The organism is Bradyrhizobium sp. WBOS08, from assembly GCF_024585125.1.
Classification (GTDB): domain Bacteria; phylum Pseudomonadota; class Alphaproteobacteria; order Rhizobiales; family Xanthobacteraceae; genus Bradyrhizobium; species Bradyrhizobium japonicum_B.
Genome location: NZ_CP028988.1, coordinates 5631019 through 5656026, shown reverse-complemented (window position 1 = coordinate 5656026; position 25008 = coordinate 5631019). Strand labels below are relative to the sequence as shown.

Below are 25008 nucleotides of genomic sequence, written 5' to 3'. Positions count from 1 at the left end.
GACCGGTCAGTGGGTGTTGGTGGCGCGTCAGGTCGGCGGCTGAACCGCCGCTCGGATCGCCCTGATCCGCTCCGGCGTGAACACGCCGGATTCGAGCAGTTGCAGGATCGAGAGCACGCCGCCCCGCGAGCCCCAGCTTCCCTCGTCGATGATCTCGAAATTGACCCACCAGGTCGGCGCCGGGATCGGCATCCCACAGGCCTCCGCGAGCCGCGCGAGCACTTTGCGGATCACCTCGGCGCGCACCTCGGCCGGCCAGGCCGCATTCATCACCGCGATCCTGACAGCGATGATGTCGCGCTGGCTGTCCTGATCGGACAAGAGCCGGCCACCGATCGCCATGCAATCGGCGGGCAGATCGTGGAAATGGACCTGGAAGCCCATTCGCGCAGCCGCCACGTGCTGGCCGAGCTCGGGCTCGAGCACCGCGTCGGTCAGGCTTTCCGCGAGGCGGCGGCGCTGCGTCGGGCTTAGCCGGCCCGCAGGCGCGGTCACGGTGATGATGGTCAAACGACGCTCTCCAAAGAACTATGACACACGTCATATTCCATTGTGGCTTGCTTATGTCAAGCGTCATAGTCTAAATCGGAACGCCAATCACGGGATCTCCGATGACCTCCAGTACCCGCGACAAGATGATCGCCGGCGCCGCCGACCTGATGAGCCGGCGCGGCGTCAATGCCACCAGCATGCGCGACGTCGTTCGCCATACGGCGACGCCGCGCGGCTCGATCAGCCATCACTTTCCGGACGGCAAACGCCAGTTGGTCGCCGAAGCCGTGATCTTCGCCGGCAAAGAGGTTTCCATTCCCCTGGAGAAGACCATGAGCGACCGCGGCGTGATCGACGGCTTGCGGGCTTTTGTGGCGTCCTGGCGCCGCCGGCTGGCGACGACCGGCTTCGAGGCGGGGTGCCCGGTGCTCGCGGTCGCCGTCGACCGCTATGTCGGAGAGGCCTCCGACAAGGACGATAAGGCGGCGCAGCAGCATCTGCTCGGTCTCGCCGACGGCGTGTTCACCGAGTGGCGGCAAATCATGCGCGCAGCCTTGCTGCGCGAAGGCCTGGCTCCGGAGCGCGCCGAGCGGCTTGCAACACTCGTCGTCGCCGCGATCGAGGGCACCGTCGCCATGTGTCGCGCAAGCCGCAGCGCCGATGCGCTCGATCAGGTTCAAGAAGAGCTGGAGGCGGTCCTCGCGGCCGCCCTCACCCAAGCCAAAAGATAGATGGGAGACGCCTCGTGGATTCATCACGGCAACGCGAACTCGCCCGTCACCTCGCCAATTTGCGCCGCGAGGGCCGGCAACAAAGCGGCCTCGATGAGCGCCTCGTGCCACCGGACGCCGACACGGCCTATCTCGTCGCGCGAATGGTGGAAGAAGAACTGGGCTGGGACGTCGTCGGCTGGAAAATCGCCGGCATGAAGTCCGGGCTCCAGCGCCAGCTCCGCATCTCCTCGCCGATCTATGGGCGGGTGTTCGCGCCCCTGATCAAGAGCTCGCCCGCCAGCGTCGAACACGCCAGGCAATGCAGCCCGATACCAGAAGTCGAGTATCAGGCGCGGCTCGGCGCCGACCTGCCGCCGCGCGCGAAACCCTATTCGGTGGATGAGGTCGGCGACGCCGTCGCCTCCTTGCATCCCGGCATCGAGCTTGCCGAATGCCGCTTCGTTCACGACGCTGCGTTTCCACCGATGCCGGCGATCATGGCCGACGGCTCTGGATCGGGAACAATCGTGCTCGGGGAGGCAATTGCCGATTGGCGCGACCGCGACATCGCCCGTCAGGACGTCATCCTCAATTGCAACGGGGCCGAGAGGCGCCGCGGCTCCGCTGCAGAGGCGATTGACCATCCGCTGGTGCCGCTGGCCTGGCTCGCCAACGAGTTGTCGCGGACCGGCATAGGTCTCAAGGCCGGCCAGACCATCAGTACGGGCACGCTCACCGGTATGCTGCGGCCGAAGGCCGGCGAAACCTACGTAGCCGATTTTGGTCCGCTGGGCTCGGTAAGCGCAACCTACAGCTGAGATGGGCCCCATCGGTCAGAGCGTAAACCCGAGATTAACGCCGGCAAACTATCGTCCGCGCAAAATAATTCTCCGTTATTTGCCGGACAGATCATGAAAATCGGTACGCTCCTGACCACCGCCATCGTTTCGCTCTCGACCGTGGGCGGCGGCCTCGCCGTCTACGTCGCCGTGACCAGGTACCAGACGATGGAGCGCATCACCGAGGCGCAAGGCCGGCTGGCGATCGTCCGCGCCGTCAGCGACATCCCGCGCTACCTCAATCCCGAGCGCGGCTTTTCCACCAACATCCTTTATGGGCCGGCCAGCATCGACCCCGCGCTGCTCGCCGAGCAGGACAAGCTGCGCAAGCAGACCAACGGCGCCCGCGACAAGATGAACGCGCTGCGCAAGGAGCTGCCCGGCTCGTTCGACGACGGCGCGGCCATCGGCAGCAACATCGACGGCATCAGTGCAAAATTCACCGCGCTGCGCGAGGCCATCGACAAGGCGCTGGCAGGCCCAGTCGAGGCGCGCAAGGACGCGGCCAAGAAGATCGTCGCCGACAATGTCGTGCTCAACAGCGGCGTGACCGCGCTGCTCAACGAGCAGGTCCGCCGCATGGCGATCCTCAACGGCGATGCCTACCGCCAGGCCAGCTACGCCAACATCGCAATGACGTTGCGCGACGTCGGCGGCTTCAACTCCAGCCTGCACAAGAATCTCGTCGGCGGCAAGAAGCCGGCGACCGATGCCGAGAAGGCCGACATCGCCCGCTCGCAGGGCCGCAACGACCAGATCGTGATGTCGCTGCAGGAATTGCGCGGCAATCCAACAACGCCGGCGAACGTCGCCGCCGCGCTCGAGAAATTCAACGCGAGTTACGTCGAGGAGTTCGGCCGCGAGCTCAAGCTGGTCAAGGACGGTGCGGTCAGCGGCAAGTACGAACACGACATGGAGACCTATTACGCCGCTACGCAGCGCGGCCTCAGCACCATCATCGAGGTCCGCGACGCGTTCTATGACAATGCCGAGCAGATCCTCGCCGGCGCCTCCTCCGCCGCCCGCACCAGCTTCACCATCGCGCTTGCGGGCCTTGCCGCCGTGCTGATCGCGAGCATCGGCCTCATCGTGATGGTCCGCCGCCGCGTCTGCGCGCCCATCGTCAACCTGACGACGCGGATGTCGCGGCTTGCCGAGGGCGAGGTTGCGGACGCCATTCCCGGCGCCGAGCGCTCCGACGAGATCGGGGCGATGGCTGCGGCCGTTCAGGTCTTCAAGGACAACATGATCCGGGCCGACCGGCTCGCGGCCGAGAAGCAGGCCGAGAGCGACGGCAAGATGCGCCGCGCCCAGGCACTCGACGAGCTCACCCGCGCCTTCGAGGCCAAGGTCAGCGAACTCGTCGGCGGCCTGTCGCGGGCGTCCTCGACCATGGAAAGCACCGCGCAGTCGATGACCTCGACGGCCGCCCAGACCAACAGCCAGGCCGCGGTCGTCGCCGCCGCCTCCGAGCAGACCTCGACCAACGTGCAGACGGTCGCCAGCGCCACCGAGGAGCTGACCTCCTCGATCTCCGAGATCGGCCGCCAGGTCGCACAAAGCACCGAGATCGCGGCCCGCGCCGTCGACAACGCCCGCCGCACCGGCGACACCGCACGCACGCTGGCCGAAGGCGCGCAGAAGATCGGCGACGTCGTCACGCTGATCCAGAGCATCGCCGAGCAGACCAACCTGCTGGCGCTGAACGCCACCATCGAGGCCGCCCGCGCCGGCGATGCCGGCCGCGGCTTTGCCGTGGTTGCCTCCGAAGTGAAATCGCTCGCGGGCCAGACCGCCAAGGCGACGACCGAAATCTCCGAGCAGATCGCGGCGATCCAGACCGCGAGCGACGAGACCGTGGCCGCGATCCGCAACGTCGCCGACGTCATCGGCGAGATCGACCAGATCGGCACCGCGATCGCGGCGGCGATCGAGGAACAGGGCTCGGCCACCAAGGAGATCGCCCGCAGCGTGCAGGAAGCCGCCCGCGGCACTCAGGAGGTCAACAGCAACATCTCCGGCGTGCAGCGTGCCGCCGACGACACCGGCGCCGCGGCGCGGGAAGTGCTGGTCGCCGCCGAACAGCTCTCGACCCAGTCGCGCGATCTCGCCGGACAGTTCGACCGCTTCCTCGGCGAGGTCAGGGCGGCGTAGGAGCAGATCGGTAGCCCGGATCGCGCCGCGCACGATTGGGGCTGCGGCACGTCTTCGCGGCGAACAACATCAATAAGGCGGCGCCTTGCGTGCGCGCTGTGCTTTGGCGGCCTCGATCCACCACGTCAGATCGTCGGCAAAGCGCGGGAACGAGCGCTCCAGCGCCTTGCCGCCCTCGCCGATCGGCTCGCCCTCGGCCGACAATGTCTGCGCGATCGGGCCGACGCCGATGGTGCTCGACACCACCACCATGCCCATCTCCGACAGCGTGCCGTGCCAGGCGGTTGCGGCGCGCGCGCCCGACAGCCGGCCGGCCGAATAGCTCACGATCGCGGCCGGGCGCCAGAACCACTCTTCGAGGAAATGGTCGGTGAGATTTTTCAGGCCGGGCTGGATGCCCCAATTATATTCGCCGGTGACGAACACGAAGCCGTCGGCGCCGCGGATCTGTCCGGCCAGCTTTTCCAACGCCTCGGGTGCCGCGCCCTTGGGATATTCCTTGTACATGCGGTCAAGCATCGGCAGGCCGATCGCCTTGGCGTCGATCAGCTCGACGTCCTCGCCGCGGCTGCGCAGACCATTGATGACGAAATTCGCAAGGCGGATGCCCATGCGGTCGGAACGGTAAGAACCGTAGAGGACGAGAATGCGATGGCTCATGACGGCCGCATGCTACCACGAAGCTGGAGCCGAGAAAGGTCTGCTTTGTCGCGGCGTCTTCAGTGCGTTGCGCGATAGCTGGCGCGGCGCGGGATGGACCGGCGCGCCAGCCCATCGGCCAGCAGCTTCATGTCCTCGTGCCGGCCGCTGCGAATCAGCCGACCGAACTCTTCAGGTGTGAAAGGAAGACTTGGATCTTCATCGATCGGGCGCCGCAATCGCGGGCCGAAGAAACGCCGAACCAGGCTAGCCAGCCGCCGCATGTCAATTCCCTCGCGCCAGCAACAAACCTCTCACCGGACATATTGTTCCTCCCGCACCTTCGAGATTGCAAGAGGCCGCTTGGGGCTCCGCACCAAAAAGTTTCGCCAGAGAATAATCTCCTCTCGGACACGCTAGTCGGCAAAACCAACGTAGCGTACAAACTCCTGATTGTGTTCGCGGTCCGAACGCACCGCGTTTGCGGCAAAGCCGTCGTCCGGATAGCCCATCGCGACGCATGTCATGATGACCTCGTCCTCCGGAATCTTCGCCACCTCGCGCACGATGTCGGAGCGCATGATGCCCTGGCCGTTGATCACCGAGCCGAGGCCGCGGTCCCACGCCGCGAGCACGATGCCGTAGCAGAGCGCGCCGAGATCGAAATGGCAGACCGCGCCGGGATCGAGCACGCGGTCATAGGTCAGGACCAGCGAGACCGGGGCATCGAACTGGCGGAAACCGCGCAGCACCCAGTCCTGCCGCATCGGCTTGTCGTCGCGCGCGATCCCCATTGCGCCGAACAGCTTCTTGGCAATGTCGACCTGGCGCGTGCGGTGCACGCCCTGATACTCGCCGTGGCTGATGATGTCGCGCTTGACCTTGGCGCCGCCGACCATTTCTTCCATGTTGCGGCGGCGCACCTCTTCGAGCGGGCTGCCTGTGAGCACGTGGACATGCCAGGGCTGGGTGTTCATCGACGACGGCGCGCGCTTGGCGCTCTCGATGATCGCCTCGATCACCGCGCGCGGCACCGGCTCCTTCTTGAAGCCACGCACGCTGCGGCGCGACTGGACCAGCGTTTCGAATTCCACCTCTCAGAACCTCCCTGCCACTTCATCCGCCGGCGTGACGACACGAGTCCGGTTGCCGATGGGGCGCACAAAATCTATGCTACCTCGCAAGCAAGACCAAGAACCCTGGAGGAGCTGCCATGGCCGCGCCACTCGATCCCGTCATCGCCGAGATCATTCCGCTCATGCCGATGCGCGATCCCACGGTCATGACGCCACAGAGCGCCCGCGATTCCTTGCGCGCACTGGCTGCCTCGCGCGCCGCCATCCCGCCGCCGCCCGTCGATAGCGTCGAGGATATCAGGGTCGAGGGCGGCGCCGGCCCGCTTCCTGCGCGGGTCTACCGGGTCGGCACCATGCCGGCGCCGACTGTGGTGTTCTTCCATGGCGGCGGCTGGGTCGCGGGCGACCTCGAGACCCACGACCGGCAGGCGCGCAACCTTGCGATCGAGACTGGCGCCGTCGTTGTCTCCGTCGACTATCGGCGCCCGCCGGAAACGCGCTTTCCCGGTGCGTTCGAGGACGCCTATGCCGCAGCGAGCGACATCTTCAACCGCGTCGCGGAATTTGGCGGCGACGCGCAACGCCTCGGCGTTGCCGGCGACAGCGCCGGCGGCAATCTCGCCGCGACCACCGCGATCGCCTGCCGCGACGCCGGCATCAAGCTCGCCGCGCAATTACTGGTCTATCCCGTCACGGACGTCCTCGGCGCCTACGCCGACGCGCGCGAGAACGCGCGCTATCCTTCGCGCGCCGAGAATGCCGAGGGTTACTTCCTGACCCGTGCCACGATGGAATGGTTTTGCGGCCATTATCTCGCCGATCCCGGCCATGCCTCCGACTGGCGTGTCTCGCCACTGCGCGCAGCATCGCTCGCCGGTGTCGCACCTGCGGTCGTGACCACCGCCTGGTTCGATCCCCTGCGCGACGAGGGCGCGGCCTATGCGCGGGCGCTGGAGGCGGCCGGCGTGCGGGTCAAGCACCATGAGGGCCCCGGACTGATCCATGGCTATTTCGGCATGGGCGACGCCTCGGACGCCGCGCGCGCCGAGGCGCAAGCCGCCCGGGCCGATTTCAAGGCGCTGCTGACGCGTGGCGCGTAGGATGCGTCAGGCGCTCCGCGCGCGCTGCGCGCCGGTGTGCCCCCAAGTTTCGTCCCAATCCTGACCGGCGGCGTCGACGACGCGGCCGTCGGCTTCGAAGAACTTGTTCGGCACCTGGAAGATCGCCAGGATCAGGGCCCCGTCCGGACACCACGCGGCATGCCGGCTGCCCGCCTCGCGCCAGATGAATTCGCCGGCCTTGCAGGCGATGCCCTGGGCCGGCCCCTCCTTGTCGACGAGCGCACCCTCGATCACCCAGCTCTGCTCGATACCGACATGCTCGTGGTCGGGCAGCACCGATCCCGGCGCAAACCGCATCAAGGCAGTCATCAGACCCGTGCGCCGGTCGAACAGCAGCGTCTTGGCCTCGCAGCCCGGAAAACGCGTGGTCTGCCATTCCATGTCCTGCGGCCGGACCAGGTGAGAATGCTGGTCGGCGGCTTCCTGGTGTTTCGGGATCACGGCGTCCATCACGATGCTCCATCCAGCTCAGCTGACCCAGCCTAGCAGGATTGCCTGCCGGGGTCAGCGAGCGGTGCAACAGACAAGGCAACAGGGCCGTGATCCAGCTTGATTGCGCCACGATTCCCGGCTCCAATCCCGACGCCATTTCTGGCTGACGGAGACACCCATGATGAAGCGGATTTTCCTCGCTGCGATCGTTGCCACCTTTGCAGCCGGCTCGGCCTTTGCGCAAGAAACCTGCGAGAGCAAGGCGGTCGGCAAGGACGGCAAGCCGCTGGCCGGCGCCGCCAAGACGTCGTTCCTGAAGAAATGCAAGGCCGATGCCTGCGCGCCCAAGGCCGTCAGCGCCGACGGCAAGCCACTCGCCGGCGCCGCCAAGAACAGCTTCATGAAGAAGTGCGAGACCGGCGCCTGATCGCAGCGGATTCGCTGCTTTTTGGCGAGTCATCGCTCTCCGCACTCGTCATGCCCGGGCTTGTCCCGGGCATGACGGCGGACTTCACGCCCGCCTGAAGCGATAATCGAACGCATCGCCCAGCGGCCTGATCCATCCCACCGTCGGTGCCGGAAAATGGACCGGCAGGATCAGCGTGTCGGTGTCGGCAACGGACGCGAAAAACTTGCGTCGCGACAGTGCCGACTGCTTCGGATCCCAATCGGGCTTCGCGGACCAATCCGGCTCGCGGCACTGGATCTGGTGGTGCATCAGATCGCCGGCGACCACGGCGCGCTGGCCCTTCGAAAAAATGTTCACGCAGCAATGGCAGGGCGAATGCCCCGGCGTCGGCGTCAGCGTCACGGTGTCGTCGAGCGCGTAGTCATCGTCGACGAGCAGCGCCTGCCCGGCCTCGACGATCGGCAGGCAATTGTCGCGGAAGACCGTGCCCGGCGGATTATTGCCCTTGGCATGCTCGGCCTCCCAGGCCGCGTATTCCCCCTTGTGGAAGACGTACTTCGCGTTCGGAAACGTCGGCACCCAGCGACCGTCGCGCAAGGTGGTGTTCCAGCCGGTGTGGTCGATATGCAAATGCGTGCAGAACACGTAGTCGATCTGTTCGAAGGCGATGTCGAGCGCGAGCAATTCGTTGCGCCAGCGCTCCTTGCCGGGGAAGTCGAACGGCGGCGGATGGCCCTTGTCCTCACCGGTGCAGGTGTCGACCAGAATGGTGTAGCGCGGCGTGCGCACCACGAATGTCTGATAGGTGATCACCATCATGCCGCGCGCGGCGTCGAACACCTCCGGCTCCATCGTCGCCAGATGGCGCTTGAACACGCCCTCGTCATAGGCCGGGAAGAAATCCTGCGGCCGCCGCCACGGCCCCTCCCGCTCGATCACCGCATCGATGGTGATGTCCCCGATCCTGAGTTGCCGCATGGTTGTTCGCTCCCCTTTTTTGAGGAAGCGTAACAGCCTTGCTTCGGTGTTCAAGTCAGTAGCACCGCACAGAACGCTTGCCGGCGGCTTGGAGCCCGCACTCTCAGCATCGTCATTGCGAGCGCAGCGAAGCAATCCAGAATCTTTCCGCAGAGACGGTCTGGATTGCTTCGCTGCGCTCGCAATGACGGATGACCCAACACCGTCCGCCTTCGCCGCGCCCCGCGCAATCTGCGGGGCTACGACCGCAACCCCGGCGCCTCCTGCCCGGTGCGCGCGACGTACTCCGTGTAGCCGCCGCCGAACTGGTGGATGCCCTCCGGCGTCAGCTCCAGCACGCGGTTCGACAGAACGCTGAGGAAATGCCGATCGTGCGACACGAACAGCATGGTGCCCTCGAAGTCCGACAGCGCATTGATCAGCATCTCCTTGGTGGCGAGGTCGAGATGGTTGGTCGGCTCGTCCAGCACCAGGAAGTTCGGCGGATCGAACAGCATCTTGGCCATGACGAGGCGCGCCTTCTCGCCGCCCGACAGCACCCGGCAGCGCTTCTCGACGTCGTCGCCGGAGAAGCCGAAGCAGCCGGCGAGCGCGCGCAACGAGCCCTGCCCGGCGGTCGGAAACGCATCTTCCAGCGACTGGAACACGGTGCGTTCGCCGTCGAGCAGGTCCATCGCGTGCTGGGCGAAATAGCCCATCTTGACGCTGCCCCCCAGTGCCACCGTGCCCTGGTCGGGCTCGCTCGCGCCCGCGACCAGCTTGAGCAGCGTCGATTTGCCGGCGCCGTTGACGCCCATCACACACCAGCGCTCGCGCCGGCGGATCATGAAATCGAAGCCGTCGTAGATGCGCTTTGAGCCGTAGCCCTTGTGCACGCTCTTGAGCGCGACGACGTCCTCGCCCGAGCGCGGCGCCGGCGGGAAGTCGAACGCCACGCTCTGGCGGCGCCGCGGCGGCTCGACCCGCTCGATCTTGTCGAGCTTCTTCACCCGGCTCTGCACCTGCGCCGCGTGCGAAGCGCGCGCCTTGAAGCGCTCGATGAACTTGATCTCCTTGGCGAGCATCGCCTGCTGGCGCTCGAACTGGGCCTGCTGCTGCTTCTCGTTCAGGGCGCGCTGCTGCTCGTAGAACTCGTAGTCGCCGGTGTAGGTGGTGAGCGAGCCTGAATCGATCTCGATCACCTTGGAGATCACGCGGTTGATGAACTCGCGGTCGTGCGAGGTCATCAGCAGCGCGCCTTCGTAATCGTGCAGGAATTTTTCCAGCCAGATCAGGCTTTCGAGGTCGAGATGGTTGCTCGGCTCGTCGAGCAGCATGACGTCGGGACGCATCAGGAGGATGCGCGCCAGCGCCACGCGCATCTTCCAGCCGCCGGAGAGCTTTCCGACGTCGCCGTCCATCATCTCCTGGCTGAAGCCGAGGCCCGCCAGCGCCTCCCGCGCGCGGCCGTCGAGCGCATAGCCGTCGAGCTCCTCGAAACGGTGCTGCACCTCGCCGTAGCGGGCGATGATCTCGTCCATCTGGTCGGCCTTGTCAGGATCGGCCATCGCGGTCTCGAGCGCGCGCAGCTCGGCGGCGACCTCGCTGACGGGACCCGCGCCGTCCATCACCTCGGCCACGGCGCTGCGGCCACTCATCTCGCCGACGTCCTGGTTGAAATAGCCGATGGTGATGCCGCGATCGATCGAGACCTGTCCCTCGTCGGGCAGGTCCTGGCCGGCGATCATCCGGAACAGCGTGCTCTTGCCGGCGCCGTTGGGGCCGACGAGCCCGATCTTCTCGCCCTTGTTCAGGGCGGCGGAAGCTTCGATGAACAGGATCTGGTGGCCGGCTTGCTTGCTGACGTTGTCGAGGCGGATCATGAGGTCTTTGGGGGATTTTTGCGTTGCAGCGTCATAGGCCATGCAGGCCGCCAGGGGAAGCCCGACCGCACCCGGATTCCACTTCGCTGGAGGCAAAATTCCTGCAATTCGTCCAGCGGCTTAGGGCTTGAAGACCTCGACCGTCTGCATCATGCCCATCTCCTCATGGTTCATCATGTGGCAGTGAAGCATGAAAATGCCGGTGAAATCGAGGAAGCGGGAGCGGAACACGACCTCGCCGCCCTTGCGCTCCACGATCACGGAATCCCGCCATTCCGGGGTCGCCAGCATCTTGCCGTTGACCGAGACCACCTGAAACGGATTGGTGTGGATGTGGAAGACGTGGTCGTCATGCTCGTGCGTGTTGACGATGGTCCATTCCTCGACTGCGCCCAGCTTGACCCGGTGGTCGATCCGCGACGGATCGAACTTCTTGCCGTCGATGAAGAAGCCGAACTCCTGCCAATGCCCCGCGGCATCCGCTTCCGGCGCGGTGGCAGACAGAACCAGCTTGCGGCGGCCCGTGATCTCCGCATCCTTGATGGTTGCGAGCGGCGCCGGCGGAAGATTGCGCGGCAGCTTCATGTCCATCGGCGCGCCCGAGACCACGATCCGCGCCAGCGGCCCGGTGGGCGACGGATGGCCCTGATCGTAGGGCGCCGCGTTGAAGGCGTAGGTGCCGGCAGCGCCCGCTTTGACCAGGACATCCGCCCGCTGACCCGGCGCGATCAGGAGCTGCTTCATCGGCTGCACCGCGCCGAGCTGGATGCCGTCATAGGCGATCGCATGCAGATCGTGCTTCTCGAGATCGAGCAGCATGTCGTCCTGATAGGCCGCATTGAGAATGCGCCAGCGCTGCACCTCGCCCGGCCGCATCTCGATCACCGGCCGCCGCTGGCCGTTGATCGCGAGAAACCGCGTCGCGGTCTCCGGAAACAGCGTCTCGAAATTCTCCACCATGCCGTTGGCGTCGAACACCACCTGCGTCAGCACCAGCAGGCGCTCGCGCGCGGCCGTGATCTCCGGCACGTCGGCAAAATCGCCCTCGATGATGACGGCGCCAACCATCCCGCTCGACATCTGGATGTCGGCGCTGCCGTGGTGGTGCGGATGGTACCAGTAGGTGCCGCGCGTGTGGTCGGCCGGTAGCGTGATCTCGATGTTGTAGCTGTGGCCGGGCGCCATCGAGCGCATCACGTTGTCGGCGATGCCGCTTGGGCTCGCATGGGCGCCATGGAAATGGAAATTGGTGTTGTTGAACTGGTGCGGACGGCTGATGTCGGCCGGCAGCGCGTCGCGGTTCGGCGGCAAATCGTTGATCATCTTGATCCGCAGGGTCTCGCCGGGCTTGATGCGCAGCGTCGGTCCTGGGCTGCCGCCTTCGTAGGACCGGACATAGAGCCTGACCCCGCCGATCTGGCGATAGGCGTAACCGACGCGCAAGGTCGTGCTCAATACGCCACCCACCGACCGCCGCACCTCAGGCTCGGCCAGCGGCTGATCCATGGCGGGAACCGGCGTCTCCGGCACCATGCCCATGGTCGGCGACATGTCCGCATTGCGCGAGGCGCCAGCATGGTTGTGCATCGCATGCTGCGCCTTCGCGCCGCCTGCGATCAGCGACAGCGCGCCCGCCGCACCCAGCACTTGACGACGCGACAACGTCGTCGTGCGGGTCACGCCGGCCAAAGCGCCGTCGTTCGGATCGTGCTGCATGTCCAGTTACCCCGCCCCGTTGCCGCGATCCATTCTTTCAATTTGATTCGACGGCAAGGCAAGCGGAAACGGTTTCTCATTTCGTGCACGCACGGCACGCAGCGTCTTCACCGGATGTAAACGGCCTACAAATTCTATGCGTGCATGACGAATCGTGACAGCTTCAGGCCAGCGTTGGCGCGTCCCAAGGGCAGTGATGCCGTCAGCATCGTGAGCCTCTAGAACCTTGCACAGGGATCAGATCATGCGGCCTTCGCGACGCACGTTCATGAAGTGGTTGTCGGCGGGAGGCATTTCGGTCAGCCTCTCACACCTCGCTTCGGCGGCAAGCGGTCCCTTCGCGGCGCACGAGACGCTTCCCGGACGGGGGCAGTTCAACCCCGCGGCCAATGGCGCCGGCCGGGTCGACGGCGTCGCGAAAGTCACCGGCGCAAAGCTCTACGCCTCCGACTTCCGCGCCAACGATCTCCCCGGCTGGCCGCGGACCACTTCGCATGCGATCCTGGTCCGCGCCAATGACGCCACGCATGTCTATGCCGGCCTCGACCTCGCCCGGCTCGCGGGCGCGCTGAAACCGTCGGTCGTCGTCACCGCCGCCGACCTCGATCGCATTGGCACGCAGGTTCCGGAGTTCTACGCCGGCGACCTGTTCTGCCCGCTCGGCAAGACGCCGCTCTATCTGGGGCAGCCGGTGGCGTTGCTGATCTTCGAGACATTCGACGCATTCGACCGGGCGCGCCTCGCCCTGCGCGACGGCACCTTCGTGAAATTCGGCGAGGAGACCGGCCCGGTGATTGCGCCCGACTATGGCGCCTATCGCTTCACCCGCGTGGCTGGCTCCTCGCCCGAGAAGCCCGACGTCTATTCGCCGATCCAGGCCGGCTGGGTCTCGCCCAAGAAGGTGCAGAGCGCGGCGCTGCCGGTGTGGTCGCCGCTGGCGAAGGAGATGCCCCCCGATTACGCCAAGGCCGCCAGATATGGCGAACAGATCCGCGCCGAGCTTGCGACGGAGGATGCTTCGCTCCTGGTGCTGGACCGCGAGTTCGAGACGCAGTCGGTCGACCCGATGTTCCTGGAGCCGGAATGCGGGCTCGCCTGGTACAGCGGCAAAGGTGGCAATCTCGAGCTCGTGCTCGGCGTGCAGTCGCCTTACGAGGCCGCGGAGTCGCTCGCGCATCTGCTCGCCAAGGCGCGCGCCCCCTACAAGCCTTCGCATATCAACGCGCAATTCGCGCATGTCGGCGGTGGCTTTGGCGGACGCGACCACACCCCCTTCATCCTCTATGTCGCGCTGGCCGCGATCTGTTTCCCCGGCAAGCCGGTGCGGCTGGCGCACGACCGCTACCAGCAGTTCCAGGGCGGCATCAAGCGTCACCCCATCAAGATGCGCTCGCGCATCGGCATCGATCGCAACACCGGCCTGATCAAGGCCTTCGCCGCCGATCACGTGCTCGACGGCGGCGGCCTCGCCAATTTCTCCGCCAATGTCGCCGTGGTCGCCGCCACCGGCGCGATCGGCATCTACGACATCCCCAAGGTCGACGTCACCACGGTGGCGATGCATTCGCGCGGCGTGACCGCAGGCTCGATGCGCGGCTACGGCACGCTGCAGACCATGACCGCGCTCGAAGTGCTGATCGACGAGGCGGCCAGCAAGCTCAAGCTCGATCCGATCGAGTTCCGCCGCCGCAACGCACTCAAGCAGAACGGCCGGACCATGACCGGCAATCCCTACATCGTCTCGGTGCGCACGCCCGAGATCCTGGACAAGCTGGAACAGCATCCGATCTGGCGGCAGCGCGCGCAGTTCAAGCAGGCGTCTTCCGACCGGCTGGCCGGCACGGGGGTTGCGTGCGTGACCAAGGATTACGGCTCCGGCGCGGACTGCTCGCTCGGCCGCGTCGAGCTGTCCCCTGACGGCAGGATCGCGATCTTCTGCGACCATGTCGAGATGGGGAACGGCATCGGCACCGCGCTCGCGAACCGCGTTGCCGGCCATCTCGGCGCCATCGCCGACGAGGTCTCTGTCGCCCGCGTCGATTGCTACGACGTCCTCGGCCTCGTCACCTCGGGCGATCCCTACACGATGGACCAGAAGACCCAGGACGCCGCCGAGCGCAATCCGCGCTGGGTGCCCTCGATCAGCTCGGCGACTTCGGCCTCGATCGGCGCGCATGTCGGCACGCATTCCTCGGCAGAGGCTGCCCGCGTCATCTTCCGCTTCGGCCTGTGGCCCGCGGCGCTGGAGCTGTGGCGCATCCCGAAGAACGATCCGCGCGCCAGGCAATGGGCGAGCGCGCGCTGGCAGAACGGACAGCTCACGATGCCCGGCCTCGCGCCGCTGGCCCTGCCCGTGCTCGCGGCCACCGCCCATGCGCGCGGCTTCGTCACCGGCGCGGTGACGCACAGCTTCTCCCGCTGGGCCTGGTCGCGCGCCCGCTTCCCCCTGTTCGGCGAGCAGTACCGCGCCGAGATCGACGCGCTGGCGATCCGCCGCGGCAACGGCGCCTTCGAGCGGATCGGCCGCACCGGCGTCAAGTTTCCGCCGACCGACAACAACCGCATAGGCACCGCCTATACCTCGATGTGCGGCACCCTCGTTCGCGTGGAGATCGAGCGGGCCACCGGGAACTTGCGCATCGCCAAGGCCTACAGCGTGTTCGAATGCGGCACGGCGCTCGTGCCTGAGGTGGTGATGGGCCAGTCCCACGGCGGCTTCGCCATGGGCGTCGGCTACGCGCTGCTGGAAACCCTGCCGCCGTTCGAAGGCGGGCCCGGCAACGGTGAATGGAATCTCGGCCGCTACCTGGTCGCGCGCGGCTCGGACCTGCCGCTACGCGATCTCGAGATCGAGATGCTGAAGCCGCTGACCGAGGATAAGGCACCTAAGGGCATGGCGGAGGTCGTCATGATCCCGATCGTGCCGGCGCTGATCAACGCCATTCATGATGCCACCGGTCACCGCTTCCGCGCGCTGCCGGTCACCTCAAACCTCCTGAAGGGAGTGCTCGCGTGACGACCCTCAGCCTCACCATCAACGGCCAGAAGCACGGTCCGATGGAGGTCCGCGACGATCTCTCGATGAACGATTTTCTGCGCGAAGTGCTGGGCATGACCGGGACCAAGTTCGGCTGCGGCGCCGCGCAATGCCTGAGCTGCGCCATCATCGTCGATGCGCCCGACGGCACCAGCTACACCAGCCCGACCTGCATCGCGCCCGCCGTGAATTTCGACGGCAAGTCGATTCGCACCGTCGAAGGCCATGCCAAGGACGGCCAGCTCTCAGCCCTGCAAAGGGCCTTCATCGACCATTTCGCCTTCCAGTGCGGCTACTGCACCGCCGGCTTTCTTGGCGAAGGCCAGGTGCTGTTGGAGCGCCTGGCGCGCAAGCCGGTGTCGCGCGAGGCGCTGGAGCAGACGATCGCGGATGCGCTCGACGGTCATCTCTGCCGCTGCACCGGCTACATCAAGTACCACGAGGCGGTGCGCGACGTGATCCTCGCCGATTCGAATCGCTATCTTGTCGCGACCAAATGAGCGGCCAATGATGCCATATACGCAGTTCAAGACGATGACCGTGATCGCGGCACTCGCGGGCAGCCTTGGTGCGACATACGCTGCATCGGACGGGGCGAGCCACGCGCTGGCCTCGCCCGAGAGTTTTGCCGGCATCGTCGACACCGAGAAGCGCTCGGCGGCGATCTTCACCGAGCTCGGAAAAGTCCTGACCCATCCGCGCTGCACCAATTGCCATCCGGCGGGCGACAGCCCACGCCAAGGCGACAATCCCCGCCTGCATCAGCCGCCGGTCTCGCGCGGCGCCGACGGCCACGGCCTCGAGGCGATGCGCTGCCACACCTGCCACCAGAACGCCAATTTCGAACCGGGCCGCATCCCCGGCCATCCCGAATGGCACCTCGCCCCGCGCGAGATGGCCTGGGAAGGCAAGTCCGTCGGCGAGATCTGTCAGCAACTCAGGGATCCCAGCCGCAACGGCGGGCGCAAGGTCGAGGAGCTGATCGATCACATCGGCAAGGACACCCTGGTCGGATGGGCCTGGAAGCCAGGCTTCGGCCGCGCACCCGTGCCGGGCACGCAGGATCAGGCCGGCGCGCTGGTCGAGGCCTGGGTGAAGACCGGAGCGGCATGTCCGGCGCCGTGAGCTGGCGAAGGCGAATACTCGCGACCTCCGCTTCCGACGGCAAGGCGGCATGGACAGCACGATCTGCCTCTCGGCGCTCGAGCCATCGCCTGGGCACCGATACATCCTCACTTCTTGAGGATGCCCGTATTGGTGTTTCCAAGCTGCTGGACGGCAGCATTTGCGGCGGGCGTGTTGTAAGTCGGTCGAGATCCGCTGGCTTCCTGACCAGAAGGCGTGACGCCAAGTCGCTCACCTGTCGTTCCCTTGTTCTTTGCATTGGACGTGTTGGGGCCCGGCGACCCCCCAGTTCCGCTCAGCGTGGTCCCATTCGAGAGCGTCGAACCGCCGGTACCGCCCGGGCCGGCTCCGCTCGTGCCGCCGCCGGATGAAGAACCGCCGGAAGCGCCGCCCCCCGAGCTTTGCGCCATGGCGAATGAAATGCTGCCCAGCAGGATCGTCGCCGCGATGGCAAGAAGCTTCATGTCCGTCCCTCCATGCACCAGCGATCGCTCAGGTCGCTGCAGTTTTCTCTTGCGGCAGTCGCGCCCAACTCCAGCTCCTAACGCCGGCGAGCGATCCATGCCCCGGCGAGAAAAGCCACGAGCAACGACCGTAACGGCGCCCTCGCCGCCATCTCGCGCAGCTGGTCGGCCCATCGCGTCGCGGACTCCGGCGAAGGCGAGTTGAGCTGCGACCGGACCGTTCCTGCTTTCTCTTCGGAACCCAATCGCTGGGTCGTGGTCTGGTTCCCGCGGTCCTGCTGGTCAGTGAGCCCGGAGGCCTCCGTCATCGCCTCTGCTTCCTTGATGTCCATGCGCGAACTCCAATCCTGCCGCGGTTGCAAACCAACATCCTGATCTCAGGTGCTATGGCGCCAGCGTTCATGCGAACTATATGGTTGGTCACAAGCCCCGCCGTATCACTCCCTTGAAGAAGCCCTTGCTCATCCTTCTGTTCCTCGTCTTGGCACCGCTGGCCGCCTCAGCGGTGAGATATCTCTGGCTGGGCGATGGCCGCGAGAATTGGCAAACCGCCGATCGGTCGAGCGCCGGCCTTCTGCCCGCCGCTGCCGCCAATTCCGAAGCCGTCATACGGGTGTTCGGGGCGAGAACGGTGAGATGGCGCAGCATCTTCGCGGTTCACACCTGGATCGTCGTCAAGGAGAAGGATGCGCCGACCTACACCCGGTATGACTACACGGCGTGGGGCGAGCCGATCCGCACCAACGGCTTTGCTCCGGACGGTCGATGGTTCGGCGCCGCGCCGGAAACCATCGTCGCCGTCGATGGAGCGCGCGCGGAGGCGCTGATCCCCAAGATCAGACATGTGATTGAAAACTACAAGTTTCGATCCTATGGCGATTACAGCGTCTGGCCTGGTCCCAATTCCAACACCTTCGTGCAGGCCGCGCTCGACGCCGTCCCCGAGCTTCGCGCCGTCCTGCCGCCGACCGCGATCGGCAAGGACTTCCCGTACACCGGCAGATGGGCCGGCATAACGGCGTCAGGCACGGGCATCTATGCCTCGCTTGCCGGATATCTCGGCTTCTCGATCGGCTGGGTCGAAGGCCTGGAGATCAATTTCTTCGGTGCCGTGCTCGGCTTCGACATCCGGCGCCCGGCGCTCAAGCTACCCGGCCTCGGCCGCGTTGGGCTTCGCCCCGGCGTGTGAGCGGGATTGGCAGCAGAACCTGCGTCAATCACGCCAGCGGTAACCCCGGTTTGCAGGCATGGACTTTACCTCGTCCTGCCGAGCGGGCGAAAAGCGTATTCGGCCTCTCGCACCTGCTGCGACATCTTGTTCGCTTCAAGGACCAAGCCAAGGCGACGGTTTGACAGGAATGTGAGCCGCGATGTGAGAGGACGCGGCTATACTTCGGACAGCTTGCAATGGAACAACGAACGGCCGCGGGCAAATGCGATGCCGCTCTGATCCGAGCCTACCCGACGACACCGCGCCTGCTGAGACAAGTGTGTGGCGGGCAATAGCGCTGTGCGGCTTCTATACGTTGCTTGGCGCTCTCGCAGCCGCGTTAGCCGCTGCGATCGGTACCGTCTCCCACTGGATCTGACTGCACCATTTCAAACCGAGTGACTCGTTGGCGGCATCGGAGGATGGCGGCTCACCACGCAGGCGCCAACAGCTGCTAAATCTAGCGGTGGAGATATCTTCCTGCCTCAGCTAAGCAATCGGGTGAGCGAAACACACGTCCTTTACCCCGCAGATGAGGCAGCCGAACGCGATGTTTCTCCTTGCCGTTCTCGTCCTTCCTTTCGCCGGAAGCTTCATTGCGGCTCTCCTGCGGGTCAATGCGCGCGATGCTGAGGCATGGCTCGCGGGAAGCGTCGCTCTTGCTGCCTTTGTCCTCACAGCCACGGCCTATCCCGGCGTCACGAATGGCGGCGTCATCGCCTGGCGAACGGAGTGGGTTGCCGAACTCGACCTCGCGTTTGTTCTGAGAGTTGACGGCTTCGCCTGGGCCTTCGCCATGCTGGTCACCGGAATCGGCTTTCTGGTGGTGCTGTATGCTCGCTACTACATGTCGCCCAGCGATCCCGTTCCGCGCTTCTTTTCGCTGCTGCTCGCGTTCATGGGCGCCATGCTCGGGATCGTGCTGTCCGGAAACCTGCTGCAGCTGGTGTTCTTCTGGGAGCTGACCAGCCTGTTTTCGTTCTTGCTGATCAGCTACTGGCACCACAATTCGACCGCAAGGGACGGCGCGCGAATGGCGCTCGTGATCACTTCGAGCGGCGGCCTTTGCCTGTTCGCCGGCGTGCTGCTGATCGGGCACATTGTCGGCAGCTACGACCTGGACAAGGTGTTGGCCTCCGGAGACGCGATCCGCTCGCATGCGCTCTACGTCCCCGCGCTCGTGTTGATCCTGCTCGGCGCTCTCACCAAAAGCGCCCAGTTTCCCTTTCATTTCTGGCTTCCGCACGCGATGGCGGCTCCGACGCCCGTGTCCGCCTATCTTCATTCAGCCACCATGGTGAAGGCCGGCGTGTTCCTCCTGGTGCGGCTCTGGCCGGCTCTGGGCGGAACGAACGAGTGGTTGTGGCTGGTAGGATCTGCCGGCTTGATCACGTTTCTTCTGGGCGCGTTTCTCGCCGTGTTCCAGCAGGATTTGAAAGGGCTCCTCGCCTACTCGACAATCAGCCATCTCGGCTTGATCACGCTCCTGACCGGACTCGATACCCCGTTCGGTCAGATCGCCGCCATCTTTCACATCATGAATCACGCGACCTTCAAGGCGTCGCTTTTCATGGCCGCGGGCATCATTGACCATGAAACGGGCACGCGCGACATTCGCCGCCTGAGCGGTCTATGGACCGTCATGCCGATCACGGCGACCTTGGCCATGGTCGCCGCGGGCTCAATGGCGGGAGTCCCGCTATTGAACGGATTTCTCTCCAAGGAAATGTTCTTCGCCGAAACCATCGAGATCCACGACAACTCGCTTGTCGACCGGGCGCTTCCCTATATCGTCACCGCCGCGAGCACTTTCAGCGTGGCCTATTCGCTGCGGTTCATTCGCGACGTGTTCTTCGGGCCGGCTCCGGTCGGCCTTCCGCATACGCCCCACGAACCGCCGCTCCTGATGCGGCTTCCCGCCGAACTTCTGGTGCTCGCATGCGTCGTCGTCGGTATCGCGCCCTCCTTGACCGTTGCACCCATTCTCGATACGGCAGCTCAAGCAGTTCTCGGCTCCAAGATGCCGGAATACAGTCTGCGCATTTGGCACGGCTTTACCCCCGAATTGCTGATGAGCATCGTCGCGATGGTCGGTGGCGTCGCCGTCTATGCGATGCTGCGCTCGTACCTGCTTGCCCACGAAGGCCCACCCTTGCTCCGCCGCTTCAGCGGCAAGCAAATTTTCGACTGGTTGATGGTGACGTTGTCCTGGCGGCTTGCACGATGGCTCGAGAGCAAGCTCGGGACGAGACATCTCCAGCCGCAGTTGAGGGTTCTGGCCGGCATCGCTTTCCTCGCTGCCTTGCTGCCGCTCCATGCACGCGGCATCATGCTGACCGATCCCCTGGCCGGCGAGTTCGATCCCGTCTTTGCCTTGCTCTGGGCGGTCGGCGCCGCCTGCGCTATCGGAGCTGCAGTACAGGCGAAATTCCATCGTGTCGTCGCGCTGATACTGCTCGGGACCGCCGGTCTCGTGACCTGCATCAGCTTCGTATGGCTGTCCGCTCCGGATGTCGCGCTGACACAGATCGTCGTGGAGACCGTCACGACGGTCCTCCTCTTGCTCGGCTTGCGATGGCTGCCGAAACGCGTGACACCAGCGAGTTCGGACAAGGGATCCGGCAGGATCCGATGGCATCGCGTTCGTGACTTTGCCATCGCGCTCTTTGTCGGCGTCGGGCTGGCGGCGATTGCGCTGGCGGCCATGCAGCGCCCGGATACCGACAGCATCTCGCGGTATTTCGTCGAAAATGCCTACACGAAGGGCGGCGGGACCAACGTGGTCAACGTCATCCTGGTGGACTTCCGTGGATTCGATACGTTGGGTGAGATCACGGTGCTTGCGGTTGTTGCGCTGACTGTCTACGCGCTCTTGCGCCGCTTCCGTCCGGCGCCAGAGAGCATTCCCGTTCCTGAACAGCAGCACGCCCAGGATAGTCACGACGAGGCACATCCCGATCGGCAGAAGGGCGACACCAAAAGGGAGGCGACGGCCATTGCCGCGCTGATGATGGGTCTGCTTTTCCCGGTGATCGGAGTGGTGGCGATCTTCCTCCTGTTGCGCGGGCATGACCTTCCCGGCGGAGGTTTCGTGGCCGGCGTGGCGATGGCAACCGCGTTCATCCTGCAGTACATGGCCCGCGGCACGACATGGGTGGAATCGCGCCTCCACGTCCTGCCGGTGCGCTGGATCGGCGTGGGGCTGTTGCTGGCAGGATGTACAGGAGCTGCTGCCTGCGTTGTCGGATATCCCTTCCTGACCTCTTACTTTTCGTATGCCGAGCTGCCACTGGTCGGCCGCGTTCCCATGGCCAGCGCCTTCCTGTTCGACATCGGCGTGTTCTCTCTCGTGGTCGGCGCCACGGTGCTGATGCTCATCGCCATCGCGCATCAATCGTTGCGCCGCTACGGAATTGCGCATCAGACCGGCCAGCGCCTGACGGCTGAGCGGTCGAAGGAGGGATTGGCCTGATGGAGCTCGTGCTGGCGATTGGCATTGGTACGCTTGCGGCGTCCGGCGTTTGGCTGATCCTCAGGCCGCGGACGTTTCAGGTCATCATCGGGCTGTCGCTGCTATCCTATGCCGTCAACCTCTTCATCGTGGCCATGGGGCGCTTGCGGACCGGGGCTCCCGTGCTCATCGCAAAGGAAATCGGAGATGCCGCCAAGCATGCTGATCCGCTCCCACAGGCGCTCGTCCTGACTGCGATCGTCATCAGCTTTGCGACCACCGCGCTGTTCCTGGTGGTCCTCCTCGCAGCACGCGGCCTCGCACGAACCGATCACGTCGACGGTCAGGAGCCGGAAGCGTGAGCGGCGCCGTGGGTTTGGTCATTGCGCCCATCATCCTCCCGCTGCTGGCAGGTGCCGGCATGCTGCTGCTCAATGGAGAAAAGCACCGGACCATCGTCGCCGGCCTCAACGTCGCGGGAACCCTCGCACTGGTATGGATCGCGGCGATCCTGCTTGGATTATCCGATTCCGGATCCCGCATCGTCTATCGTTTGGGCAATTGGCCTGCACCGTTCGGAATAGTCCTCGTCCTCGATCGGCTGTCCGCGCTCATGCTGATGCTGAGCAACGTGCTGGCGCTGGCTTCGGCTGTGTTCTCTCTTGCGCGTTGGCACCGGGCGGGTGCGCATTTCCATTCCTTGTTTCAGTTCCTGCTGATGGGCCTCAACGGCGCCTTTCTCACCGGCGATCTCTTCAATCTTTTCGTATTTTTCGAACTGTTGCTGGCGGCTTCATACGGCCTTCTGCTGCATGGCTCCGGCCTCACGCGGGTGAAGGCGGGACTGCATTACGTCGTCGTGAACCTTGCGGCCTCTTTGCTGTTTCTGATCGGAGTCAGCCTGATCTACGGCGTCACGGGGACGCTCAACATGGCCGATCTTGCGGCGCGGATGCCGCAGGTCGCCGCGGAGAGCCGCGGCTTGCTCGAAGCCGGTGCCGGCGTGCTGGCAGTCGCCTTCCTGCTCAAAGCCGGGATGTGGCCCCTGAGCTTCTGGCTGCCCACGGCCTACGCAGCCGCAACTCCGCCGGTCGCGTCGATCTTCGCGATCATGACCAAGGTCGGCGTGTATGTCGTGCTCCGACTATCGCTGTTGCTTTTCGACGAAGGAACCGGCGCTTCGGCCGGCTTCGGCAGCGACTGGTTGTTGTGGGGAGGATTGGCGACGATCCTGTTCGGAGCGATCGGCACATTGGCGTCGCAGGACACCGCCCGCCTCGGCGGCTTTTCGGTGCTCGTATCCTCTGGAACCTTGCTCGCCGCGACAGGGATGGGACAAGTCGGCGTCACCGGCGGCGCGCTCTTCTACCTGGTCAGTTCGACGCTCGGCATCAGCGCGTTTTTCCTTCTCATCGAACTCATTGAACGTGGCCGCGAACCTGGTGCGGACGTGATCGCCGTCACCAGGGAGGCTTATGGTGAAGAAGTCGAAGTGGAAGAAACAGACGAGAATGTCGGCATCGCCATCGTAGCCACCATGGCGTGGCTGGGCGTCGCTTTCATTGGATGCGCGCTGGTGATCGCCGGCTTGCCGCCCTTATCAGGGTTCATCGCCAAGTTTGCGCTGCTCGCTGCGGCGCTCGACCCGGCAGCCGTGCATCGGAGCGGTACCGTTCCCGGCAGCGCATGGGCATTTCTCGTGGTGCTGATTCTGTCCGGCCTCGCGACGTTGATTGCGATGACACGCGCCGGAATCCGCATCTTCTGGGCGTCGCCGGATCGCACGGTGCCGCGTGTACGCCTGATCGAGATTGCGCCGATCATGTTCCTGCTGATCATTTGCGCGGCACAAACGGTCTTGGCGGGACCCGTGATTCGTTTCATGCAGGCTACGGCGCAGTCTCTGCACGCGCCAACCGGCTACGTCGGTGACATCCTGGAAACTGGCGTCCGAGACAGTCGAAAGGCGGACAGCAAATGACACGCTTCCTGCCCTTTCCAATCGTCAGCTTCTGCCTGCTCGCATTGTGGCTGCTGCTCAATCAAGCGCTTACGTTCGGCCATCTCCTCCTCGGTTGTGTCGTTGCGCTCGCAGGCGGTCGGATTCTCACCGTGCTCGAGCTGCCGCATACACGCCTCAGGCGCCCCGGCCTCATGCTGCGATTGTTGGGCCTGGTGGCGGTTGACGTCATCCGCTCAAATCTTGCGGTGGCGCAGATCGTTCTCGGCTTCGGGCGGCGGCACCGAAAGTCGGGATTCGTGAACATTCCTCTCGACATGCGCAATCCGTACGGGCTGGCCTGCTTGGCTTGGATCATTACGTCGACCCCCGGCACGCTTTGGGTGAACTTCGATGCTCAGAAGGGCTCGTTGTTGATCCATGTTCTGGACCTCGTCGATGAAGACGACTGGATCCGCACCATCAAGGACCGTTACGAACGCCATCTGTTGGAGATATTCCGATGAGCCAGCTCGTGCTCAACTACTCGCTCGTTGTCGCGCAGATCTTGGTGGGACTGGCGATCGGATGCGGTGCTGTCCGCGTTTTTCTCGGGCCGCGGGCGCAGGACCGCGTCCTGGGCTTCGACACCTTGTCCGTGAATGCGATGTTGCTGCTTTTGACGTTCGGAATCCGATCCGGCGAGCCGCTCTATTTCGAGGCGGCTCTGGCCATGGCGGTCTTCGGTTTCGTCGGCACGGTCGCGTTGGCCAAGTTCCTGCTCCGCGGCGAGGTGATCGAATGAACGGCATCGAACAATTGCAGCCCTGGGCCGCTGCTCTCACGGCGGTTCTCCTTCTGCTCGGCGCTTCTGTCACGCTGATCGGTTCGCTGGGGCTTTTGCGGCTCAACACGTTCTACGAACGGGTCCATGCGCCGACACTCGGGACGACGCTCGGCACTTTTTTCATCGCGGTCGCTTCAATGCTCTACTTCTCCGTCCTGCAGAGCAGACCAGTGTTGCATGAAATGCTGATTGTGGCGTTGGGCATCGTGACGACTCCGATTGCGCTGACTGTGTTGGTGGGTGCGGCCCGGTTTCGCGATACTGCCGAACGGATTACTCAGGCCGGCGAGCCGGAGGCCGATTGAGACCAGGCCCGGGGCCTCATTCGCCAACTGCGCGCTCGTTCCAGGCGTCTCTGCGGACCGGCCAAGGCCGGCTAAATGCCGCATTTGAACTCGAGCCGCGCATACCCAAATTGAGTGTGGAGATGAGCCGGGCCGCGTGCGAGTTCGCCGCGACCTCCAGCGATCCGGGATGGTCTTCGGCCATCCGTAAACAGAGGAT

25 protein-coding genes are annotated in these 25008 nt (G+C 65.0%); 15 read left to right on the top strand and 10 right to left on the bottom strand.

The window, feature by feature from the left end; translation table 11 throughout:
- Positions 1-27 precede the first annotated feature (27 nt).
- Positions 28-510: a tautomerase family protein gene (locus tag DCM80_RS26570; RefSeq protein ID WP_257194418.1), complete on the bottom strand. Its 483-nt coding sequence runs from the start codon at positions 508-510 to the stop codon at positions 28-30.
- Positions 511-635: 125 nt separating this feature from the next.
- On the opposite strand from DCM80_RS26570, the gene DCM80_RS26565 reads away from it, so the two are divergent.
- The 3 genes from DCM80_RS26565 (at position 636) to DCM80_RS26555 (ending at position 4198) form a co-directional block, all read left to right on the top strand.
- Positions 636-1223 (top strand): TetR/AcrR family transcriptional regulator, encoded by a 588-nt coding sequence (locus DCM80_RS26565; RefSeq protein ID WP_257194417.1) that lies wholly within the window; start codon positions 636-638, stop codon positions 1221-1223.
- A 14-nt stretch (positions 1224-1237) separates the two neighbouring features.
- Positions 1238-2023 (top strand): 2-keto-4-pentenoate hydratase, encoded by a 786-nt coding sequence (locus DCM80_RS26560; RefSeq protein WP_257194416.1) that lies wholly within the window; start codon positions 1238-1240, stop codon positions 2021-2023.
- A 93-nt stretch (positions 2024-2116) separates the two neighbouring features.
- Positions 2117-4198: a methyl-accepting chemotaxis protein gene (locus DCM80_RS26555; protein ID WP_257194415.1), complete on the top strand. Its 2082-nt coding sequence runs from the start codon at positions 2117-2119 to the stop codon at positions 4196-4198.
- A 69-nt stretch (positions 4199-4267) separates the two neighbouring features.
- Here the strand turns inward: DCM80_RS26555 and DCM80_RS26550 are convergent, their stop codons facing one another.
- The 3 genes from DCM80_RS26550 to DCM80_RS26540 all read right to left on the bottom strand — a co-directional run bounded on the left by DCM80_RS26550 (position 4268) and on the right by DCM80_RS26540 (position 5931).
- Positions 4268-4858 (bottom strand): NADPH-dependent FMN reductase, encoded by a 591-nt coding sequence (locus DCM80_RS26550; protein WP_257194414.1) that lies wholly within the window; start codon positions 4856-4858, stop codon positions 4268-4270.
- 59 nt (positions 4859-4917) lie between these two features.
- On the bottom strand, positions 4918-5121 hold the full coding sequence (locus DCM80_RS26545) for a hypothetical protein (RefSeq protein ID WP_257194413.1): 204 nt from the start codon (positions 5119-5121) through the stop codon (positions 4918-4920).
- 132 nt (positions 5122-5253) lie between these two features.
- On the bottom strand, positions 5254-5931 hold the full coding sequence (locus DCM80_RS26540; protein ID WP_257194411.1) for a nitroreductase: 678 nt from the start codon (positions 5929-5931) through the stop codon (positions 5254-5256).
- A 119-nt stretch (positions 5932-6050) separates the two neighbouring features.
- Here DCM80_RS26540 and DCM80_RS26535 point away from each other — a divergent pair, with 119 nt between their 5' ends.
- Positions 6051-7013 carry an alpha/beta hydrolase gene (locus DCM80_RS26535; protein ID WP_257194410.1) on the top strand — a complete coding sequence of 321 codons (963 nt, stop codon included), beginning with the start codon at positions 6051-6053 and terminating at the stop codon, positions 7011-7013.
- 6 nt (positions 7014-7019) lie between these two features.
- Here the strand turns inward: DCM80_RS26535 and DCM80_RS26530 are convergent, their stop codons facing one another.
- Complete coding sequence (locus DCM80_RS26530; protein WP_257194409.1) at positions 7020-7484, bottom strand: cupin domain-containing protein; 465 nt, start codon at positions 7482-7484, stop codon at positions 7020-7022.
- Between the two features lie 160 nt (positions 7485-7644).
- Between DCM80_RS26530 and DCM80_RS26525 the strand changes: the two genes are divergently transcribed.
- Positions 7645-7893 (top strand): hypothetical protein, encoded by a 249-nt coding sequence (locus DCM80_RS26525; protein WP_049820148.1) that lies wholly within the window; start codon positions 7645-7647, stop codon positions 7891-7893.
- A gap of 84 nt (positions 7894-7977) precedes the next feature.
- Here DCM80_RS26525 and DCM80_RS26520 read toward each other — a convergent pair whose 3' ends face one another.
- The 3 genes from DCM80_RS26520 to DCM80_RS26510 form a co-directional block, all read right to left on the bottom strand.
- The gene (locus DCM80_RS26520) at positions 7978-8853 is read right to left on the bottom strand and encodes an MBL fold metallo-hydrolase (RefSeq protein WP_257194408.1); all 876 of its coding nucleotides are present in this window, start codon (positions 8851-8853) and stop codon (positions 7978-7980) included.
- 239 nt (positions 8854-9092) lie between these two features.
- Positions 9093-10715 carry an ABC-F family ATP-binding cassette domain-containing protein gene (locus tag DCM80_RS26515; RefSeq protein WP_028136757.1) on the bottom strand — a complete coding sequence of 541 codons (1623 nt, stop codon included), beginning with the start codon at positions 10713-10715 and terminating at the stop codon, positions 9093-9095.
- Between the two features lie 120 nt (positions 10716-10835).
- Positions 10836-12431 carry a multicopper oxidase family protein gene (locus DCM80_RS26510; RefSeq protein WP_257194407.1) on the bottom strand — a complete coding sequence of 532 codons (1596 nt, stop codon included), beginning with the start codon at positions 12429-12431 and terminating at the stop codon, positions 10836-10838.
- A gap of 244 nt (positions 12432-12675) precedes the next feature.
- On the opposite strand from DCM80_RS26510, the gene DCM80_RS26505 reads away from it, so the two are divergent.
- Genes DCM80_RS26505 through DCM80_RS26495 form a run of 3 tightly spaced genes read left to right on the top strand, consistent with a single transcriptional unit; the run spans position 12676 to position 16593 of the window.
- Positions 12676-15447 carry a xanthine dehydrogenase family protein molybdopterin-binding subunit gene (locus DCM80_RS26505; protein WP_257194406.1) on the top strand — a complete coding sequence of 924 codons (2772 nt, stop codon included), beginning with the start codon at positions 12676-12678 and terminating at the stop codon, positions 15445-15447.
- On the top strand, positions 15444-15968 hold the full coding sequence (locus DCM80_RS26500) for a (2Fe-2S)-binding protein (protein ID WP_257194405.1): 525 nt from the start codon (positions 15444-15446) through the stop codon (positions 15966-15968). Before DCM80_RS26505 ends, DCM80_RS26500 begins: the two co-directional genes overlap by 4 nt.
- A 7-nt stretch (positions 15969-15975) precedes the next feature.
- Positions 15976-16593 carry an Isoquinoline 1-oxidoreductase subunit gene (locus tag DCM80_RS26495; protein ID WP_257194404.1) on the top strand — a complete coding sequence of 206 codons (618 nt, stop codon included), beginning with the start codon at positions 15976-15978 and terminating at the stop codon, positions 16591-16593.
- Positions 16594-16700: 107 nt separating this feature from the next.
- Here DCM80_RS26495 and DCM80_RS26490 read toward each other — a convergent pair whose 3' ends face one another.
- Positions 16701-17057: a hypothetical protein gene (locus DCM80_RS26490; protein WP_257194403.1), complete on the bottom strand. Its 357-nt coding sequence runs from the start codon at positions 17055-17057 to the stop codon at positions 16701-16703.
- 77 nt (positions 17058-17134) lie between these two features.
- Positions 17135-17389 (bottom strand): hypothetical protein, encoded by a 255-nt coding sequence (locus DCM80_RS26485; protein WP_257194402.1) that lies wholly within the window; start codon positions 17387-17389, stop codon positions 17135-17137.
- Positions 17390-17514: 125 nt separating this feature from the next.
- Between DCM80_RS26485 and DCM80_RS26480 the strand changes: the two genes are divergently transcribed.
- The 7 genes from DCM80_RS26480 to mnhG all read left to right on the top strand — a co-directional run bounded on the left by DCM80_RS26480 (position 17515) and on the right by mnhG (position 24809).
- A complete protein-coding gene (locus DCM80_RS26480) occupies positions 17515-18246 on the top strand; it encodes a DUF3750 domain-containing protein (RefSeq protein ID WP_257194401.1) in 732 nt (243 codons plus the stop codon).
- A 553-nt stretch (positions 18247-18799) separates the two neighbouring features.
- Positions 18800-21739, top strand: a complete 2940-nt coding sequence (locus DCM80_RS26475) for a monovalent cation/H+ antiporter subunit A (protein WP_373569372.1) — start codon at positions 18800-18802, stop codon at positions 21737-21739.
- Complete coding sequence (locus DCM80_RS26470) at positions 21739-22080, top strand: Na+/H+ antiporter subunit C (protein ID WP_257180289.1); 342 nt, start codon at positions 21739-21741, stop codon at positions 22078-22080. The genes DCM80_RS26475 and DCM80_RS26470 overlap by 1 nt, the downstream gene beginning before the upstream one ends.
- Entirely contained in the window at positions 22077-23699 is a 1623-nt protein-coding gene (locus tag DCM80_RS26465) for a monovalent cation/H+ antiporter subunit D (RefSeq protein WP_257194399.1), read from the top strand. The genes DCM80_RS26470 and DCM80_RS26465 overlap by 4 nt, the downstream gene beginning before the upstream one ends.
- Positions 23696-24184 carry a Na+/H+ antiporter subunit E gene (locus DCM80_RS26460; RefSeq protein WP_257194398.1) on the top strand — a complete coding sequence of 163 codons (489 nt, stop codon included), beginning with the start codon at positions 23696-23698 and terminating at the stop codon, positions 24182-24184. The genes DCM80_RS26465 and DCM80_RS26460 overlap by 4 nt, the downstream gene beginning before the upstream one ends.
- Positions 24181-24462 carry a K+/H+ antiporter subunit F gene (locus DCM80_RS26455; protein WP_257194397.1) on the top strand — a complete coding sequence of 94 codons (282 nt, stop codon included), beginning with the start codon at positions 24181-24183 and terminating at the stop codon, positions 24460-24462. The genes DCM80_RS26460 and DCM80_RS26455 overlap by 4 nt, the downstream gene beginning before the upstream one ends.
- Positions 24459-24809, top strand: coding sequence for a monovalent cation/H(+) antiporter subunit G (mnhG, locus tag DCM80_RS26450; RefSeq protein ID WP_257194395.1), 351 nt, complete (start codon positions 24459-24461; stop codon positions 24807-24809). The genes DCM80_RS26455 and mnhG overlap by 4 nt, the downstream gene beginning before the upstream one ends.
- The last annotated feature ends 199 nt before the right edge of the window (positions 24810-25008 follow it).